Consider the following 18,420-nt stretch of genomic DNA (forward strand, 5'->3'; position numbering starts at 1 on the left):
AACAACGTAAAAGGGCTGTCACGCTAAGAAAAGATTCTCTTAGCACGACAGCCCCTTTAGCTATCAAAAGAAGTTATTATAAATCATTATGGGCGCCATCACAAAACGGTGCGTTTTTGCTGTGCTTACAGCCGCAGAAAAATGCGGTTTTATCTTCTTTTGCTGTAAAAGCAACGGGAGAAAAGGCAGTTCCTTGATGGGAGCCATCACAGAAAGGTTGTTTCGCACTTTTGCCACACGAACACCAATAATAGGTTTCTCCGGCTTTTACATCCACAGGAATTGGATTTTTTTGAGCAACTACTGGTTTTTCCATCAAAAATCACTCCACTTTTAAAATTTACTTACACCCCTTAGTCACTATAAAAAGGAAAACGGATACGGCCTAGCTACAACATTAATTCTTAACACAACGATGACCGTCCAACTCTATTCCTCATGTTCATTTGAATTAATAGCCTTGATATGATACCCTACACTTTAGAGGTGCTTTTATGAAAAAATTTATCAAAGTAGTCGGCGCAATCATCGAAAATGACCAAGGTGAAATTCTCTGCGCTCTCCGGTCCCTGCAAATGAGTTTGCCTAACTATTGGGAATTTCCCGGCGGTAAAGTAGAAAAAGGCGAAACACTATCTGAAGCCATCGAAAGAGAAATTCGCGAAGAACTCAAATGTCAGGTTCAATATATCAAACCATTTGATGACGTTACCCATGAATATGAAACCTTTACTATCAATTTAATTACATTGAAATGCAAACTGGTTTCTGGTTCTCCTGTCGCAACGGAACATGCAAAGTTGATTTGGCTAAAAAGAGAAAATCTTTTATCGCTAAACTGGGCTCCTGCTGATATCCCCACTATCGAAAAACTGGCTAAAGAAAAAGAAGTATAGTAATCTCATCTGAGACTACTATACTTCTTCTTTGTAGTGATATGTTTTTAATGCTATTCTCGTTACCATGTCGGAAATACAGAGCCTTGAAAACGTTCTTCAATAAACTTAGCAATTGGTTCTGAGTCATATATTTTTACAAATTGTTGAAAAGTGGGATTATCCTTATCTTCTTCTCTTGCTACAATATAACAACCCCAAGGGGAGTTTTTATCTTCTAAGATTAATGCATCTTTCTTCGGATTTAGCCCCACATTCAGTGCATAATTCGTATTGATTGCCGCGAGATCAACATCTTCTAATGAGCGCGGAGTTTGTGCCGCATCGACTTCTATAAATTTAACATTCTTAGGGTTTTCTGCAATATCATTAACAGTAGCCTTCATGCCAAGGCCAGGTTTTAGCTTTATAACTCCAGACTTTTCAATCAGCATCAATGCCCGTCCAGCTTGCGTAATATCATTAGGAATCGCTATAGTAGCACCTGATTTTAAGTCATTTATCGAAGTAATTTTTTTAGAATACGCCCCCATGGGAAGAATAATGGATTTGCCGATCATTGAAAATTTATAACCTCGCAAGCTACTCTCACTATCAAGAAAAGGTTTCGTCTGAAAAGCATTCATATCTAGACTTTTCTCTCTCAACGCCTCATTAGGTTGGATATAATCATTAAATTCGACAATCTCGACATTTAGATTTTGTTTTGCTGCTTCCTTTTTAACCTGCTCTAATACTTCCGCCCCCGGCCCAGCTGTAGTACCGACTTTTACCGTTGGTGTACCATTTTGATTATTTGATTGTTTAGAATCAGTAGAGTTTCCACATCCGCTTAAAATGCCAATTGCCAAAATGGCCATCAGCCCAATCATAGCTACTTTTTTCTTGTTCACGTCTAAATTCCTCCCTGCGCTTATTGATAGTACACAAAAAAATCCCCTTCAGAAACGGCTGAAAAAAATTCCCCCCTTTTATAAATGAATAGATCATGCTTCAACTAAAGAAATTTATATCTCCAGATGATTTTCTTTAGTTCAAGTGTGTTTCGCAATTTTGAAAAGAAAAAGACCAAAGAAGTAAGATATCTAATCTTACTTCTTTGGTCTTCAGATTTCTGATCAACCATTATTGAATTGTACCCGGAGATTCATTGCTAGTGTTACTAGTTTACAATGACTTTACTACTCCTGTCAACAGGACTGCAGTCAATGAATTGTATTCGTTACCCGAGTAATATTCCTCGAACCGGTGACCCACGCTTTAGAAGTCCGTTGGTCACCAGATCTTTTCTATTTCTTGCTTTTCACGACTTCGCCAAAAGCCACTTTGCTTGCGGCAATGGTTTTAGCAATATCTTCGTCACTGTGAGCAAGCGACATGAAGGCGCATTCAAACTGCGACGGCGCCATATAGATTCCTTGACGCAACATCGCATGGAAATACGTTGTAAAGGCGGCAAGATCAGACTTTGTAGCGGATTCATAATCCGTCACTGGCTCATTGCTGAAAAACATGCCAAACATGGAGCCGATCTGGTGATACTGATAATTCAGCCCATAGGATTCAGCAGCCGAGCGAATTCCCTGGCATAGCTGCGTGGTTTTTTCGGTGAGCAGCTTATAACTTTCTGCTGCATGTTCTTTCAGCAGATTGAGAGTCACATAACCAGCTGTCATGGCGAGCGGATTGCCGCTCAGCGTTCCCGCCTGATACACAGGGCCAGCCGGAGAAATCATATCCATAATGTCCGCCCGTCCGCCATAAGCAGCTACAGGCAGACCGCCGCCAATCACTTTGCCGAGACAGGTAATATCAGGCGTAATCTGATAAAGTTCCTGAGCGCCGCCAAAAGCACAACGGAAACCGCACATGACTTCATCAAAAATGAGCAGAGAGTCATACTGTTTCGTAATTCGGCGTACTTCTGCCAAGTAACCGTCCTTCGGCAGGACTAATCCCATGTTGCCAGCAATCGGCTCAATGATTACCGCAGCAATTTCTGATCCTTCTTTCGCAAATACAGCCTCTAGCGCCGCGCTGTCATTATAGGGAACAGTAATCGTCGTATTGGCTACGGCTGCTGGAACGCCAGGACTATCAGGTACACCAAAAGTAGCAGCGCCAGAACCAGCTTTCACGAGCAGACTATCATGATGGCCATGGTAGCAACCTTCAAATTTTACAATTTTGCTGCGGCCGGTAAAAGCTCTAGCCAAACGCAGCGCACTCATCGTCGCCTCTGTACCGGAATTCACCATGCGCACCCGTTCAATATTCGGCATGATTTCCCGTACTAGTTTGGCTACTTCAGTTTCTAACAAAGTAGGAGCGCCAAAGCTTGTCCCTTTAGTGACTGCTTCCTGCAGCGCCTTTGTTACGGCATCATGACTATGACCTAAAATACAAGGCCCCCATGATAGCACATAATCAATATAATCATTGCCGTCAATATCTTGAATATGGGCGCCATGAGCACTGGCAATAAAGGGAGGCGTACCGCCCACACTGCGGAAAGACCGCACGGGACTATTGACGCCGCCGGGAATATATTTTTTCGCCTCTAAAAAAGCGGCGGCTGATTTTTCTAGTGAAAAAGCCATTATTTGTCCCCCTCAGCCAACCACTTGGCAGCATCCATGGCATGATACGTAATAATCATATCAGCCCCGGCCCGTTTCATGCTTGTTAGAGTTTCCAGAACCGTCCGTTTCTCATCGATCCAGCCATTGAGAGCGGCTGCCTTGATCATAGCATATTCGCCACTGACATTATAAGTCGCTACAGGTACATCAAAACGATCTTTGACTTGGCGGACAATATCTAAATAAGCAAGAGCTGGTTTGACCATGACAATATCAGCGCCTTCGGCCAAATCGAGCTCGACTTCGCGGATAGCTTCTCTGCCGTTAGCTGGGTCCATTTGATAGGTCCGTCTATCGCCAAACTGCGGCGCCGAATCAGCAGCATCACGGAAAGGTCCATAGTAAGCTGATGCATATTTGGCCGAGTAAGCCATAATGGTGACATCTTCAAAGCCCTTTTCGTCAAGGGCTTCACGCATAACGCCAATACGTCCATCCATCATATCAGAGGGAGCGACAACATCAGCGCCTGCTTCGGCATGGCTAACAGCTACCTTTGCCAGCAGCTCTAAGGTTGGGTCATTATCAACCGTTTCGCCCTTGGTCATGCCGCAATGGCCTGTCGTCGTATATTCGCACATACATACGTCCGTAATGACTAAGAGTTTTGGCACTGCTGCTTTAATGGCGCGAATGGCCTTTTGCACCGGACTACTCTGATCCCAGGCGCTACTGCCTTGTTCATCTTTATACTCTGGCAGTCCAAACAGGATAATGCCGGGGATGCCCAAAGCGTGTACCGCTTTGGCTTCAATTACTGCTTCATCGACTGACAAGTGACAAACGCCAGGTAGACTTGATATTTCCTTCCGTACCTTTTCACCAGGTACAACAAACAAAGGATAAATAAAATCATGGGGCGTAAGTACTGTCTCACGCACAAGATTGCGAATTCCCGCGGAGGCGCGCAAGCGTCTGGGGCGATAAGTCAAATTCATCACAGATTCCTCCTCTTAAAGCGTGCCTTGTTGATAATATTCTTCAATGGCCGTCACAAGTCCGGCTATGGTATATTCTAACGCTACGATCGTCGGTTCAATGCCTGCTTTCAGACACGTTTCTGCTGTAATCGGGCCAATACAAGCCACAGTTACGGTTTGTAGCAATTCTTTGCCGCCTTCGCCTAAAAGATCCAGCAAATTGGTCACAGTAGAAGAGCTTGTAAAGGTAACAAGATCGATTTCACCCTGCCGTAATTTCGCGGCAATTTGACTACCGTCCGTATCAGCCGTAATGGTCTGATAAACCGGGATGACTTCCGCCGTCACACCGCATTCTTTCAGTTTTGCCGGTAAAAGATCCCGCGCAACAAGGGCTCTCGGGATCAAGACTTTCATACCAGGAGTCAACTGCGGCGACAACATTTCCACAATGCCTTCGGCTCTAAACTCAGTCGGCACAAGATCGGCGCAAATGCCGAATTTTTTGAGCTGATTAGCTGTCTGAACGCCGATGGCTGCTACTTTATTTTTCGCAAAAGCTCTGGCGTCTTTCCCGTTTTCACGCAGTCTGGCAAAAAAAGCGTCGACGCCGTTCGTGCTCGTAAAGACAACCCAGTCATAAGTGTCTAACTGATTAATGGCTGCATCGACAGGAGCGAAGCTCTCCGGCGGCACAATTTTAATGGACGGCGCTTCAAAGCATTGAGCGCCAAGTCCTTCTAATTTACTCGTCAATGCACTGGCCTGCTCTCTGGCCCGTGTAATAAGAACTTGTTTGCCAAACAGCAATTTCTGGTCAAACCAAGCGAGTTCGTCACGCAATTTGCTGACTTCTCCCACCAAAAAGATTGCTGGCGGCTTAATTCCTTGTTTTGCTACATCACTGGCTGCCGCGGCTACGGTGGTAATCAATACACGCTGCTCCGGCTTCGTACCCCAGCGAATAACCGCTGCCGGTGTATCGCCGCTACGACCATGTTCCATTAATTTCTTCGTAATATGAGGCAGATTTTCTACGCCCATCAGAAAAACAAGAGTATCTGTCCCTGTAGCTAGCTTATCCCAGCGAATCGTGGACTCCGGTTTCGTCGGATCTTCATGACCAGTAATCACGGCAAACGATGTAGCAATGCCGCGATGAGTCACGGGAATCCCCGCATAGGCCGGAACCGAAATAGCGGACGTAATGCCAGGAACAATTTCAAAGGGCAATCCAGCTTCTTTGAGTTCCAACGCTTCTTCGCCGCCACGACCAAATACAAAAGGATCGCCTCCTTTTAAGCGGATTACCTTTTTCCCTTCTTGGGCAAGCTTCACAAGTAGTTTATTGATATCTTCCTGCCGCATCGTATGCTGACTGGAAGCTTTACCGACATAGATCATTTCGGCGTCAGGCCGTGCATAGGAAAGCAGTCTGGGATCAGCCAGTCTGTCATAAACAACCGTATCGGCCTCTTTTAAATATTCCAAGCCTTTTACACTAATTAATTTATAGTCACCGGGGCCTGCGCCCACTAAGTATACGATTCCCTGAGTATTCAAAGACTTTCCTCCTTATTCGATGGCGCTTAAAATTTCCGCTCCGCCAGCAGCAAGCATTTCTTCGGCTAAAAGAACACCCAGTTTTTCCGGTGCTGCCGTAGTTCCCGTCACTTTGCGACGAATGACGGTTTTCCCATCAAGAGAAGCAATGACGGCTTCTAATAAAAGCTCGCTATCGCCAAGTGTGCCTTTCACACCAACTGGCACCTGACAGCCGCCTTCGACGCGTGCTAAAAATGCTCTTTCTGCGGCAATTGCCTGATAGGTCGGCTCATCATGAAGAAACGCCAATAGGGAATTGACTGCTTCATCGCCTTGGCGGCTTTCAATAGCGAGCGCTCCCTGACCTACTGCCGGTAGACAGAGACTCTCTGGTAAAATTTCCGCAATCCGTTCTTCCCAACCAAGACGTTTTAACCCGGCTGCCGCTAAAATAATGGCATCAAAATGGCCTTCATCGAGTTTTCTGAGCCGTGTATCCAAATTGCCCCGCAGACTTTCAATGACAAGGTCCGGCCGAGCATGAAGCAACTGCGCTTTGCGGCGCAAGCTTGACGTACCAACACGGGCGCCCTGAGGCAACTCCGTAAAGGATTTATATTTCGTGCTAACAAGGGCATCGCCGGGATCATGGCGCTCCGTAATCGCCGCAAGCATCAAGCCTTCCGGCAATTCCGTCGGCATATCTTTTAAGCTATGGACGGCCAGATCAATATCGCCTTGCAGCATAGCTACTTCTAATTCTTTCGTAAACAATCCCTTGCCGCCAATATTGGCTAAAGGAACATCTAATATTTTATCGCCAGTTGTAACTACATGCTTTAATTCCACCGTCACAGCAGGATGCTGGCGACGAATCAGGCCGGCAATATGCTCAGCCTGCCATAAAGCCAGTTTACTAGCGCGCGTACCGATGACAAGATTTTGCTTCACTTAATGCACCTTCTCCAATCGTGTCCAGTTTATGAAGCTTTTTCAAAGCTTCCAGATAATAGGCTTCCTTATCCGTCCCAGCGCTTTCGTTGATTTTAATGAAAGGATCACGCAGCAGCTTACGGACAATCATCTTAGACATATTTTCAATTACTTTACGTTCTTCTTCGGTCAAATCAGGTAATTTGGCCAAAGCCTTTTTCATCTGATATTGCCGCATTCTTTCGGCTTTTGCCGTTAACCGGGAAAAGACCGGTCTAAATGAAAGATACCGAAATTTATCAACAAGGCCGCTTAATTCTTCACTAATAATCTGCTCAGCGAGCAAAGCTTCCTTTTCCCGCAAGCGCATATTGGATTCGACTACAGCTTCCAACGCATCAATATTATAGAGCTTAACGCCAGCAATCGCTTCCACTTCAGGCTCTACATCGCGCGGCACAGCAATATCGATTAGAACAAGAGGCCGTCCATTGCGTTTCGGCATGATATGAGCAACTTCCCAGGAACGAATCATATAATGGGGCGCTCCTGTAGACGTAATAATAATATCGGCGTCAATCGCACAATCAAGAAATTTTTCAAACGGAACAGCTACACCAGAAAAACGATCTGCCAAATCTACAGCCCGCTCATAACGACGGTTGGAAACAAAAACGGTTTTCACACCATTTTCTACAAGATGTTTCGCTGTAAGTTCGCTCATCTCACCAGCGCCTAAAATCAATACATTCGAATCCTGTAAGTTTCCTAGCACTTTTTTCGCCAATTCGACAGCAGCAAAACTGACGGATACAGCATTAAAAGCAATCCGTGTTTCTGTTCTTACTTTTTTACCGACGGCAATCGCCCGATTGAACAGCGTATTCAGGACGGTGCTCGTCGTCTTACAGTCTCTAGCCACAGCATAGGCTTTTTTTACCTGGCTAAGAATTTGCCCTTCGCCAATAACCAAAGAGTCAAGACTGGAAGCAACACGGAAGAGATGCTCAATACACTGTTCTTCCTGATAATAGAAAATATAATCATCCATATCGACAGGCCTTGCCGCTAGTCTCTCTAAAAAAGCCTGCATTTCTGGCAGCGCATCATCAGCATCATCGACGACGGCATACATTTCCGTACGATTGCAAGTAGAAAGAAGTACACATTCGTGGATCATTTCATACTCATACAAATACTTTAAGGTCTTATGAATTTGTTCATCGCTAAAGCGAAAACATTCCCGCACATCAACAGGTGCTGTTTTATGATTGAGTCCCAATACAACAAGCTGCATAACGAATCTTTTCCTCCGCCCTTTTAATCTCACCGGCTTTTAATAAAGCCAGAACTTCCTTATCTAAACATTTTTGCCAAAAAGAGCACCGCTCTTTCGAGGATAAATTTTCCTGTTTCAAATCGCAGCGAATTTGCCCCAAAAGTTCTAGGTAAATACCATATTCCTCGCCATACTCGGCAGCCAGCTGTTCTTTCACCAGCCGGGCAAATTTCGGACTATGGCCGCCTGTCGATACAGTCAGCAGCAAATCATTTCGCTTCACTTGAGCTGGTACGGTAAAATCACATAACTCTGGTGCGTCAACTACATTTACGAGAGCTTTCGCTTCCTTGGCCTCTTGTGCAGCTAGCCGATTCACCGTGGCGTCATTGGTGGCGCAGATCACGAGAAAAAAATCAGCTAATTCGCCGGGTTTATAGGCACGCAAATAAGCTGACAGCAACTCTGTTTCGGCCCATTTCGACAAATTATTCGTCAAGGTAGGGCTAAAAACCGTCACTTCAGCTTCAGCGGCAAGAAGAGTCTCTACTTTTCGTTCAGCAACCACGCCGCCGCCAATCACAGCGCAGCGTCTTGCCTTTAAATTCAGGTTTACCGGATACACACCCACAGTTATCACCACAATATAAACTCTCTATCAGTATGATTCGCTTTTAAATGATTGAATCCTTTTACAATTTCAAAAATGCATAAAAAAAATAGCCCTGTAACGGGCTGAAGTGAGGGGTGTATTTCTAACATGTGAAAATTATAACATAGGATTTTCGCAAATACAATAGGGCCTATGAAAAAATATCAAAAAATTTCATCATTATTTTAAAAATAAGCAAAAAAATCGTCAGCTGAATGGTTTAACCCAACCAGGCCGACGATTTAAAGACAAATCAGGGGAATTAATTATTATCTTTGCCGACAACGACAGTAACATGGTTGCTGTCATCGCGACTTACTTGCAGATTATATTTAAAGCTCAAGTTATTCAACTTTTCCAAGGCCGCCGAATTTGACGTATGGGCTACCACAACCGTAGTCGCCGTCGGATTGCCTGGTGTCACTGAAGATACGTCAAAACCTTGATCACGGAGCATTGCCGCCACCTTAGTACCTGTCGCGCTAACACCACTCGAATTAATTACATCAACTTGGATCTTTGCTGATGTTGGCGTTGCAGGCTTTTTCGGAGCCGCTGTTTTATCTGTGCCCTTTGGCGAATTCGGTGAAGCAGGCGCTTTTGGCTGTTCCACAATCTTCATTTCTTTCGGTACTGCCTGGGTATACTCACTAGCGTGGCGTTCTGCTGTTGCCAGATATTTCGTATCGGAAATGCCCATAACATGAGCCATATATTGACGTACTGCCACAATATCAGGCAGCCAATAACTGATATCCTGAATATAGGCTGGCTTACCAGGAACCATCACCGTTTCTAGTCCTTGTTTCTGGGCTTCTTTCATGATCTTGGCAAGATTTAACATATCGCCTACTGTTAAATCAGTCTTTACGGCTGCAAAGACCTCGCTGATAATCGCCGGAATCTTCGGCAATACAGAAGGGCTCGTGACTTGATCGAGAATGGCTTTCATGAAATGCTGCTGCCGTGCGACACGGCCAATATCGCCTTCTTCATCGCGATAACGTACATACTGAATTGCAGTTTTTCCATCCATGTGCTGCATGCCTGGCTGCAAATCAATGACAAGGCCCCCATCGTCATCATAAGGATCACTGTAACGCATCCGTTTTTCTACATTAATATCTACGCCGCCAATGGCGTCCACAATTTTGTAAAAAGCCTTAAAGTTAATAAGCACATAATAGTCAACAGGTACGCCCACTAAATCCGCTACCGCCTGTTGGGATAACCGATGACCGCCATAGGCGTAGGCATGATTAATTTTATCATAACCGTGGCCAGGAATCTTTACACGCGAATCTCGCGGAATCGATAGTAGCGAGGCTTTCTTTTGCTTCGGATCTACGGTGAGTAACAGCGCTGTATCAGATCGCCCGACATCATCAGCCCGTTCATCAACACCAAGAATTAAAATATTTACTTTCTGCTCTGAGCCTTCTGCCGTTGCTGGCTTGGCTTTACTAAATTCACCATCAAACAAGAAAAAAGCTGCGCCAGCCGCTACGGCCGCCAACAGAAAAAACAAAAGCACGCCGATGAATATACGTTTTTTTCGACTCTTGCGTTTTCTTGCCAAACGCTGACCTACTCGTTCATCTGCCATATCAGCGCACCCCCTTATTAAAAGATAAAAGAAAGGCCCAATACTCTGGGCCAATTTTGATTATAACAGGATGCGACAAAGTCAGTCAACACATTTCTGACAAAAAAACGCAACCCCCGCTTTATTCAATTATGTCAAAACCAATATCTTCAACAGCTGTTTTAATTGCTGCCAGAGAAAGCTTAGTCTGATCAAACTGTACAGTAAGACGCTCTTCCGTTAAGCTCACGACAGCACTGCTTACTCCCTCAAGAGCAAGTACGGCGCCTTCTACTGCCTTTTGGCAATTGCCGCAGGTCATACCGCCAACACGAATCATTTCTGTAGTATTCAAGAAGCCTTCCTCCTTTCCCATCAAAAGATGTTTCGCTGCGAAAGGAGAAAAAACCTGCCACGATTTGCTACTGTCCCTTAGGAAACTTTTGATCGATTAGCCCCCATATTTCGGGCTGTTCTTGACCAAGACGCCAAATAGCGATCCCCGCCGGATTATACCTAGCTACTACATCAAGTTTTGCCGCGGTACTTTTGGCATTTTCAAACCAGACTTCACGGCCCTTATATTTAAACCAAGGCGCTTCGTCCTTATCATCATAATTGATTTTTACGCCATTTTGCTCTGCTTTGACGATGGCGTCAACATACTTAACGGTCTCAGCAGCGCCTTTTTCCGGCCAATCGTAGCCGTAAGCGCCAACTCCAATAATAATTTTATGAGCGCCGCACTCATCTATGGCATACTTTACGTTCTTTTCAAACCAGCTAATTTCGGCAATCGGTCCAGGCGGCGATGTTGACCAGTGATGATCATACGTCATAATCTGCAAAAAGTCACTATTTTGCGCTAGCGCCTTGTAGTCATAGGCGCCGGATACATCCGCCGCCACATCGACCTGCGGGAAAACCGAAATAATCACTAGTTTATTTAGTGGGTGGATTTTTTCATAAAGTTCCGCCATAAACGCAGTAAGATTGTCGCGTTGCTTCGGTGGCAGCAGCTCGAAATCAATATTGACGCCGTCATAAGGTTTTTCTGTTACGACTTTCACAATATTGTTGACCACTTTCGAGCGAGTCGCAGGATCGCCTAAAACAGCATCGGTAGCGCCTGTTTTATTCGTAATAAGCGGAAAAATCTTTAAGCCAAGCTGCCTTCCTGTATCATAGACAAGCTGGCTTTCTTTCGTTTCCAGTGTTCCATCGGCTGTAGCCCGATACCAAAAGGGCCCAACACCGGTCATCGAAGCAGCAAAGGTTTTCATGCTGGGAAAAGAGCCTGTCTGATCCGGCGTACCAGGATAGGGATTTTCGTAATAGCCGATGACCATGCGGGCTGGCATCGGCGGAGCTGGGTCCGGCGCTGGCTGCGCTGCTTGGTTCGGGTTATCAGGCAGCGGCTTCGGCGCTGGTTTACCCAAACAGCCGCCAAGAAGCAAAGAAAACAACAAAAGAAAACCCATCACATACAACAGATATTGCTTCAGTAACTTCATATTTTCACCCTTTCGCCAGTTTCACTTAACTTCTTTTCTTCTAGTATTGGCTGGCGAAAGTATCTTATGCGAAGCTTTTCATAAAAACAAATGAAAAAACAAACTTAGTCTTCGTAACTTCTGGCGTAGGCAACTTCCAGATCGTCACTGGTAATTTCTTTTTCCCAACGGGCGACAACGACTGTAGCAATACAGTTGCCGAAAACATTACAGCAAGTACGAGCCATATCCATGACACGGTCCACACCAAGAATAATCGCAACGCCTTCTACTGGCAGGCCGAAAGCAGCAACCGTTCCGGCAATAACAATGATCGAGGCACCAGGCACACCGGCAATCCCTTTCGTTGATAACATCAAAGTAAGTACCATGAGAATCTGCGCACTCAAAGGAAAGTCAATCTGATACATCTGCGAAATAAATACAACGGCTAAACTGCTATATAAAGTTGAACCGTCAAGATTAAACGAATAACCCGTAGGCATAACAAAAGTTACGATATGTTTAGGAATCCCGAATTTCTGCAGTTTTTCCATGGCTACAGGCAAAGCAGCTTCACTCGATGCCGTCGAAAAAGCCAGTAGCAGCGGATCTTTAATGGCTCTAAGTACATGATAAAAATTAATGCGGCAAATAATTGACGCAAAGAGCACGATCAATGCTAAAAAGATAATCAGTGATAAATACAGTGTGGCAATGAGTTTTGCCAGCGGAATCAGCATAGCCAAACCAAATTTAGAAACCGTATAGGCGATCAGTGCAAAGACGCCGATTGGCGCCAACTCCATAACATAGTGAGTCACTTTAAACATGACTTCCGTAACAGCGCTGCATAGCTTGACAACAGGCTCGCCTGTTTTTCCCATAGCGGCGGCAGCTACACCGAAGAAGCAAGCAAAAAAGATAATTGCCAACATATCTTGCCTAGCCATCACATCGACAATATTCGTCGGTACAATGTTCACGAACATCTGCATCAAGTCAATATGTTTGCCTGCTGCAGCCGTTACCGAACTGGCATCGCCTGATACCGGTACGTTAACGCCTGCACCGGGCTGCGCAACATTGACGACAAATAAACCAACAAATAAAGCGACTGTCGTAGCAGATTCAAACCAAATCAGCGCTTTCGCACCAAGTCTCCCTAGTTTTTTAAAATCGCCAGTACCTGCAATCCCCATAACTAATGAACTAAAAATCAGTGGAACTACGATCATCTTAATCATGCGAATAAACATGTCACCAACTGGTTTCATCATCGCACCATAATACGGTGATAAAGCCCCGAAAGCAGCCCCCAAGATAAGTCCTAGAAAAATCTTGCTTGTGAGACCTAAAGTAAAACGTCCTTTCTTTTTTGCCTGCGTTTGTTTAACTTCCTCTTCCATAGTACTTCCTCCCCATCATTTGTTTAGTCATCTTTTTCTCACTTGTTTTTCCATCCTTTTTAAAAATATTTCCACAATAGAATTATAGCACAAATTCTCCGTTAAAAAGACAATACTAAAAAGCAACACGGAAAGTACTTATCCTTGAGAGAATGACAATATTTGCAAATCCCTTAATATGGTACCTTTTATTTATTATAAACATTACATTTACTTGAAAAAATAACAAATAATAAGTTATATGTGTTATAATTATTTACAAAGAAAATGATTTTTTGCTTTTCTTTTTTACTAAAGGTGCTATAATAGAAACAAATCTTCTGACTGATTTTTCAGTTAAATTAGACTATTTTTTTACAAGGGAGTGTATGATCTATGAGCCACAATGTATTAATGCCTGCTCCGCCGCTTGATGGTCCTGCTGTTAAAAAGCTGGAAGATGCACTCACAGTTTCACCGAGTAAAAGCATTTTGTTGGAAATTAATAAAACCTTATATTTGCTCTCAAAAGAAGGGCATTGGTTCAAATTTTCGCTTCTAACGAAAAAACGTACCATAAAGCGAGCTACCATCTTTCAAACTCTGACCGACTTATATAATGAAGCAGTACACGGACAAGCTTGGCGGATTCAAAAACTCAGTCTCTAACAAATAAGGGCTATCACACGAAAGTGTGACAGCCCTTTAATTATTTCTGGCAATACATTCTCACAAAGCTAAGAATCACCCGAGCCGTAAGGCCCCAAATTACGTAATCATTATAGGTATAAAATAACACAGAATAAGCACTTCTTTTGCGCCAATCCCGATTAAATTGCGGTGACACAAGTTCAAAGGGAAAATTATCGCCAGGCCTTGTTGCCACTTCCATTTTGGCTCGTCGCGGTTTTTCATTAAAAAAATGCTCTACCGGAACAGTAAAGACTTCACTTACCTCTTTGGGATTTGGGGAAATCTTAGAAAAATCTCGGACAATTCCTACATGCGGGCAAATAATAACCCCTAGCGGACTTACTACACATTTAAGTGAACCGAGAACTTCAATCTGCTTTTCTTGAATTCCTAGTTCTTCACAAGTTTCCCGTACAGCTGTCATGGCAGAACTAATATCATCCTTCTCTACCTTACCTCCAGGTAGACAAATTTCGCCAGGCTGCCAATTTAAGTCCCTTGAGCGAACCTCAAAAGCAATTGACCACTTTCCTGCTTCTTCTATCAATGGAATCAATACAGCGGAAGAAAAATAATCTCTCTCATTATCAATCAACTGGAAGCATTGCTGCTCATAATGCTGGAGACGGAATGTCAACTTGTCTTTATCCACAATAGTTCAACTCCTTGGACATTTTTACTGCTCTTCATTATATTCTGCGAAATAAAAAAAGAACCCTCTTTCCGTGAAAAAAAGCCAGAACCGCTTCAAACTGCGGTTCTGGCTTTTTCTAGTATGAGACTTCTACATATTCGCCCAAAGCGCCGCCTGGACGAAGCATCGGAAAAACAAGTTCTTCTGGCGGGATTTTTACAATAATAACCATCCCCCTTGTTTGCTGCTGCGCCTGTTCATAAGCTGCAGCAAATTCATCGAGCGTTTTGACAAAAGCCGAAGTAACGCCGCAGGCGCCGACAAATTGTTGAAAGTCAAAGCTGCCAATGGTAGTTTCGGCGTAACGCTCTTCATAAAATAGCGTTTGTAATTGACGGACCATGCCCAAACAGCCATTATCAAAAATAATACTAATCAGTCGTTTTCCTTCCCGTACAGCCGTAAACCATTCTGTCCCTGTCATCTTAAAGGCGCCATCGCCTGCCAAATGAATAATATCCGTATTGGGACAGGCAAAGGCCGCACCGATTGCCGCAGGAAGACCAAATCCCATCGTCCCAAAACCGCCTGATGTAATCCACTGACGAGGCTTTTCGATCTTTAAGTTTTGAGCGGCCCACATCTGATTTTGGCCTACATCAGTAACATAGAGAGTTTCTTTTCCCTGCCTTACCTTGTTCAAATACTGAAACACTTGAGAAGCTGATAAACTGTCGCTATCGTATTCGATTGAAGTTTCCTGCCAGCTTGTCACGCGTTGCCGCCAAGCATCAAACTTTCTAGCTGTCATTTTACGACACAACTCATTCAGAATTGGTTCTATTGGCCCAGCTAAACCTACGGTAATCGCTACATTTTTATCTAGCTCAGTCTGATCAATATCGATATGAATGACCTTCTTATTACGGTGGTAGCCACTGGCCTTACCAGTAAGACGATCACTGAAGCGACAGCCTATGGCAATAAGTAGATCCGCTTCTTGAATCGCCCGATTGGCTTGCTTATGACCATGAAGGCCAGTTAATCCCAAAAAGGTTTCCTGTGATGACGGTACTGCGCCAATTCCCATAAGTGTGGCTACAATGGGTGCCTGATACTTACGACTAAAATCAGCAACAGCAGCACTTGCATTGCCGCGAATCACGCCGCCGCCCACTAAAATTACGGGCTGGCTTGCCGCTTCGATAATCTTAATCGCTTGAAGAAGGTCTGGTGAAACATCGCTTTTCGCTTTATCAAGGCCTTCTTGCAGATTTTTTTCTGCTCCATCCAGTCCCTGTCCTTGCTGTATAAACTTTTCTTGTGGAAGTGGTTCCCAGTCAACTTCACACTTTTGAATATCTACAGGAATATCAATCAAAACAGGGCCAGGCCGCCCAGAAAGCGCGATTGTAAATGCACGGCGCAGTGTGGGAACCAAATTTTGCGGCTTAGTAACTAAAAAGTTGTGCTTCGTAATGGCTAAGGTTAAGCTGACCATATCTGTCTCTTGAAAGGAATCACGTCCAATAAAGGCGGTTCCTACTTGGCCAGTAATTGCAATGACTGGTACAGAATCAAGATAAGCTGTTGCTAGTCCAGTAATCAGATTTGTTGCCCCCGGACCGGATGTAGCTAAACAAACACCAGCCTTCCCCGAAGCTCTCGCATAACCGTCAGCGGCGTGAACCGCTCCCTGTTCATGAACGGTTAGCACATGATGAATCGGGCCTTGATACAAAGCGTCATAAAGAGGAAGTATACTGCCGCCAGGATAGCCAAAGACAGTTGAGACACCTTGTTCAAGTAAACAATTTACAATCGCCTGGGCTCCTGACATTTTCACAATGGATTCCTCCTTATTTTTTCAACCATGGCATCATTTCACGTAATTCTTTTCCGACCTGTTCGATTTGGTGCTCCGCTTCATTCTTGCGTGCAGCAGTAAAGGCGGGTCGATTGAGCATATTTTCTAGCAGCCATTTTTCAGCAAACGTTCCATTTTGAATTTCTTTTAAAATTTGTCTCATTTCTGTGCGCGTATTGTCAGTAATAATCCGGCTGCCAGTTACATAATCGCCATACTCAGCCGTATCACTAATGGAGTAGCGCATATTTGCCATGCCGCCTTCATACATAAGATCTACGATCAATTTCATTTCATGGAGACATTCAAAATAAGCTACTTCCGGCTGATAGCCTGCTTCGACTAAAGTTTCAAAGCCGTTTTTGATCAAAGCCGTTAACCCACCGCAAAGTACAGCTTGTTCACCAAAAAGATCTGTTTCGGTTTCTTCCTTAAAGGTTGTTTTAATCGCCCCAGCTCTTGTGCCGCCGATTCCTCTGGCATAAGCCAAAGCCAATTCAGCTGCTTTTCCGGTAGCGTCTTGATGGACAGCAACCAGACAAGGAACGCCTTTCCCTTCTTCAAACATCCGACGAACCAGATGACCAGGACCTTTTGGTGCGACCATAAACACATCAACACCTGCTGGCGGAACGATCTGATTAAAATGAATATTAAAGCCGTGGGCAAAAGCAAGGGCGTTACCTGGTTTCAAATGAGGTTGAATGGATTCTGTATACACCTTACCTTGTTTTTCATCAGGAATAAGGATCATCACTACATCTGCTGCCGCTGCCGCACTGGCTACATCAGTTACGGAGAGACCGGCGGCTTTTGCTTTCGCAATAGAGGCGCTGCCTTCATGAAGACCGACAATTACTTTAACACCGCTTTCGTGTAGATTTAAAGCATGTGCATGGCCTTGACTGCCATAACCGATAATTGCCACAATTAAGTCTTTCATTGCGTCCCAGTTTGCGTCTTTGTCATAATACATATTTGCCATCGTTCTCTCTCCTTAAATGCTTTTATTTTGATTTTTATTGTGTAAACAACTATTCACAAGCCACTCTGACATCAATCACTTCGATTAATTTCGAAAGCATGCGAATAAATTGCTGACTCACAGTTTCTTCCTCAGTTGTTAACATAATTTCTAAATGATCTTGCGCATCGTCCTTTTGAATCGACAAAGATTGGATATTCACTTCATAACGAGCCAAAAGGCGAAAGATACGCGATAGGGCATTCGGTTGATTTTCCACTATGAGGCACAACTGCTCTTTCATCTTACTCCTCCTCCTTTTAGCAAGCCATGTTGCCTTTATTTGCATATAAAAAAGCACCCCTGTGACATTTCTGCCGACAGGGGTGCTTGATGCACGGTACCACCCTAACTTTTACTCACTCCGATGTGAACAACGGTTCTGCGTTAACGGGCAGAAAGCGCTTTTATCTAATAAACAAATTTTGCAAACCTAAACGTTGCAAAATTGCCTTTCAACAAAGGGTTCCTGGGCGACTAATCAGTAGTTAGTTCCGTACCGGTTTGCAGCACCACCGGCTCTCTGTGAACAAGAAGCTAACACCTTTTCCCCAATCATAACCTTTTTTGCATGTAACTTTGTAAAGTAGTATTGGAGATTATTATGCCATTTAGGTGTAAAGTTGTCAAGTGTAAATACAAAAATAAAATTAACTATTTTTTAGCCGACTTTGTAAACCATCTCGCAATCCCAAATTATTCTTGTAAATTCAAACCAATTATACAACAAAAAACCACTTCATCATGAAGTGGTTTTTTGAAATCAGCAACTATCTATCCTCCCAGGCCGTCGCCAGCCAAGTACTTTCGACGTATATGGGCTTAACTTCTGTGTTCGGGATGGGAACAGGTGGAACCCCATAGCTATC

Annotated in this window: 18 protein-coding genes and 1 rRNA gene; 2 read left to right on the top strand and 17 right to left on the bottom strand. The window is 44.1% G+C overall.

Annotation, left to right across the window (positions count from 1 at the left end):
* Positions 1-76: 76 nt before the first annotated feature.
* Positions 77-316, bottom strand: a complete 240-nt coding sequence (locus AC0MXB_RS18110) for a CDGSH iron-sulfur domain-containing protein (protein ID WP_474041126.1) — start codon at positions 314-316, stop codon at positions 77-79.
* A gap of 178 nt (positions 317-494) precedes the next feature.
* On the opposite strand from AC0MXB_RS18110, the gene AC0MXB_RS18115 reads away from it, so the two are divergent.
* Positions 495-896, top strand: a complete 402-nt coding sequence (locus AC0MXB_RS18115; protein ID WP_474041127.1) for a (deoxy)nucleoside triphosphate pyrophosphohydrolase — start codon at positions 495-497, stop codon at positions 894-896.
* 62 nt (positions 897-958) lie between these two features.
* On the opposite strand, the gene AC0MXB_RS18120 is transcribed toward AC0MXB_RS18115, so the two are convergent.
* The 11 genes from AC0MXB_RS18120 to AC0MXB_RS18170 all read right to left on the bottom strand — a co-directional run bounded on the left by AC0MXB_RS18120 (position 959) and on the right by AC0MXB_RS18170 (position 13,354).
* Entirely contained in the window at positions 959-1,789 is an 831-nt protein-coding gene (locus AC0MXB_RS18120; protein ID WP_474041128.1) for a MetQ/NlpA family ABC transporter substrate-binding protein, read from the bottom strand.
* A 396-nt stretch (positions 1,790-2,185) separates the two neighbouring features.
* Positions 2,186-3,496, bottom strand: coding sequence for a glutamate-1-semialdehyde 2,1-aminomutase (gene hemL, locus AC0MXB_RS18125; RefSeq protein ID WP_474041129.1), 1,311 nt, complete (start codon positions 3,494-3,496; stop codon positions 2,186-2,188).
* Entirely contained in the window at positions 3,496-4,476 is a 981-nt protein-coding gene (gene hemB, locus AC0MXB_RS18130) for a porphobilinogen synthase (RefSeq protein WP_474041130.1), read from the bottom strand. Before hemB ends, hemL begins: the two co-directional genes overlap by 1 nt.
* A gap of 15 nt (positions 4,477-4,491) precedes the next feature.
* Positions 4,492-6,021 carry a uroporphyrinogen-III C-methyltransferase gene (cobA, locus tag AC0MXB_RS18135; RefSeq protein ID WP_474041131.1) on the bottom strand — a complete coding sequence of 510 codons (1,530 nt, stop codon included), beginning with the start codon at positions 6,019-6,021 and terminating at the stop codon, positions 4,492-4,494.
* A gap of 12 nt (positions 6,022-6,033) precedes the next feature.
* Positions 6,034-6,954, bottom strand: a complete 921-nt coding sequence (gene hemC, locus AC0MXB_RS18140; protein WP_474041132.1) for a hydroxymethylbilane synthase — start codon at positions 6,952-6,954, stop codon at positions 6,034-6,036.
* Positions 6,920-8,233, bottom strand: coding sequence for a glutamyl-tRNA reductase (gene hemA, locus AC0MXB_RS18145; RefSeq protein WP_474041133.1), 1,314 nt, complete (start codon positions 8,231-8,233; stop codon positions 6,920-6,922). Before hemA ends, hemC begins: the two co-directional genes overlap by 35 nt.
* Positions 8,202-8,858 (bottom strand): precorrin-2 dehydrogenase/sirohydrochlorin ferrochelatase family protein, encoded by a 657-nt coding sequence (locus AC0MXB_RS18150; protein ID WP_474041134.1) that lies wholly within the window; start codon positions 8,856-8,858, stop codon positions 8,202-8,204. The genes hemA and AC0MXB_RS18150 overlap by 32 nt, the downstream gene beginning before the upstream one ends.
* 271 nt (positions 8,859-9,129) lie before the next feature.
* Complete coding sequence (locus tag AC0MXB_RS18155) at positions 9,130-10,473, bottom strand: LCP family protein (RefSeq protein ID WP_474041135.1); 1,344 nt, start codon at positions 10,471-10,473, stop codon at positions 9,130-9,132.
* A 121-nt stretch (positions 10,474-10,594) separates the two neighbouring features.
* The gene (locus AC0MXB_RS18160) at positions 10,595-10,807 is read right to left on the bottom strand and encodes a heavy-metal-associated domain-containing protein (protein ID WP_474041136.1); all 213 of its coding nucleotides are present in this window, start codon (positions 10,805-10,807) and stop codon (positions 10,595-10,597) included.
* A gap of 67 nt (positions 10,808-10,874) precedes the next feature.
* Entirely contained in the window at positions 10,875-11,966 is a 1,092-nt protein-coding gene (locus AC0MXB_RS18165; RefSeq protein ID WP_474041137.1) for a glycosyl hydrolase family 18 protein, read from the bottom strand.
* 104 nt (positions 11,967-12,070) lie between these two features.
* Positions 12,071-13,354 (bottom strand): dicarboxylate/amino acid:cation symporter, encoded by a 1,284-nt coding sequence (locus AC0MXB_RS18170; RefSeq protein ID WP_474041138.1) that lies wholly within the window; start codon positions 13,352-13,354, stop codon positions 12,071-12,073.
* Positions 13,355-13,729: 375 nt separating this feature from the next.
* On the opposite strand from AC0MXB_RS18170, the gene AC0MXB_RS18175 reads away from it, so the two are divergent.
* Entirely contained in the window at positions 13,730-14,002 is a 273-nt protein-coding gene (locus AC0MXB_RS18175) for a hypothetical protein (protein ID WP_474041139.1), read from the top strand.
* Between the two features lie 40 nt (positions 14,003-14,042).
* Here AC0MXB_RS18175 and AC0MXB_RS18180 read toward each other — a convergent pair whose 3' ends face one another.
* The 5 genes from AC0MXB_RS18180 to rrf form a co-directional block, all read right to left on the bottom strand.
* The gene (locus AC0MXB_RS18180; RefSeq protein WP_474041140.1) at positions 14,043-14,678 is read right to left on the bottom strand and encodes an NUDIX hydrolase; all 636 of its coding nucleotides are present in this window, start codon (positions 14,676-14,678) and stop codon (positions 14,043-14,045) included.
* 118 nt (positions 14,679-14,796) lie between these two features.
* Positions 14,797-16,500, bottom strand: coding sequence for a biosynthetic-type acetolactate synthase large subunit (gene ilvB / locus AC0MXB_RS18185; RefSeq protein ID WP_474041145.1), 1,704 nt, complete (start codon positions 16,498-16,500; stop codon positions 14,797-14,799).
* Positions 16,501-16,519: 19 nt separating this feature from the next.
* A complete protein-coding gene (gene ilvC, locus AC0MXB_RS18190) occupies positions 16,520-17,512 on the bottom strand; it encodes a ketol-acid reductoisomerase (RefSeq protein ID WP_474041141.1) in 993 nt (330 codons plus the stop codon).
* A 49-nt stretch (positions 17,513-17,561) separates the two neighbouring features.
* The gene (locus AC0MXB_RS18195; RefSeq protein ID WP_474041142.1) at positions 17,562-17,795 is read right to left on the bottom strand and encodes an ACT domain-containing protein; all 234 of its coding nucleotides are present in this window, start codon (positions 17,793-17,795) and stop codon (positions 17,562-17,564) included.
* Between the two features lie 517 nt (positions 17,796-18,312).
* Positions 18,313-18,420: ribosomal RNA gene (gene rrf / locus AC0MXB_RS18200) — 5S ribosomal RNA — on the bottom strand; the annotation flags it as partial.

Source organism: Pelorhabdus sp. sgz311001, from assembly GCF_055901755.1.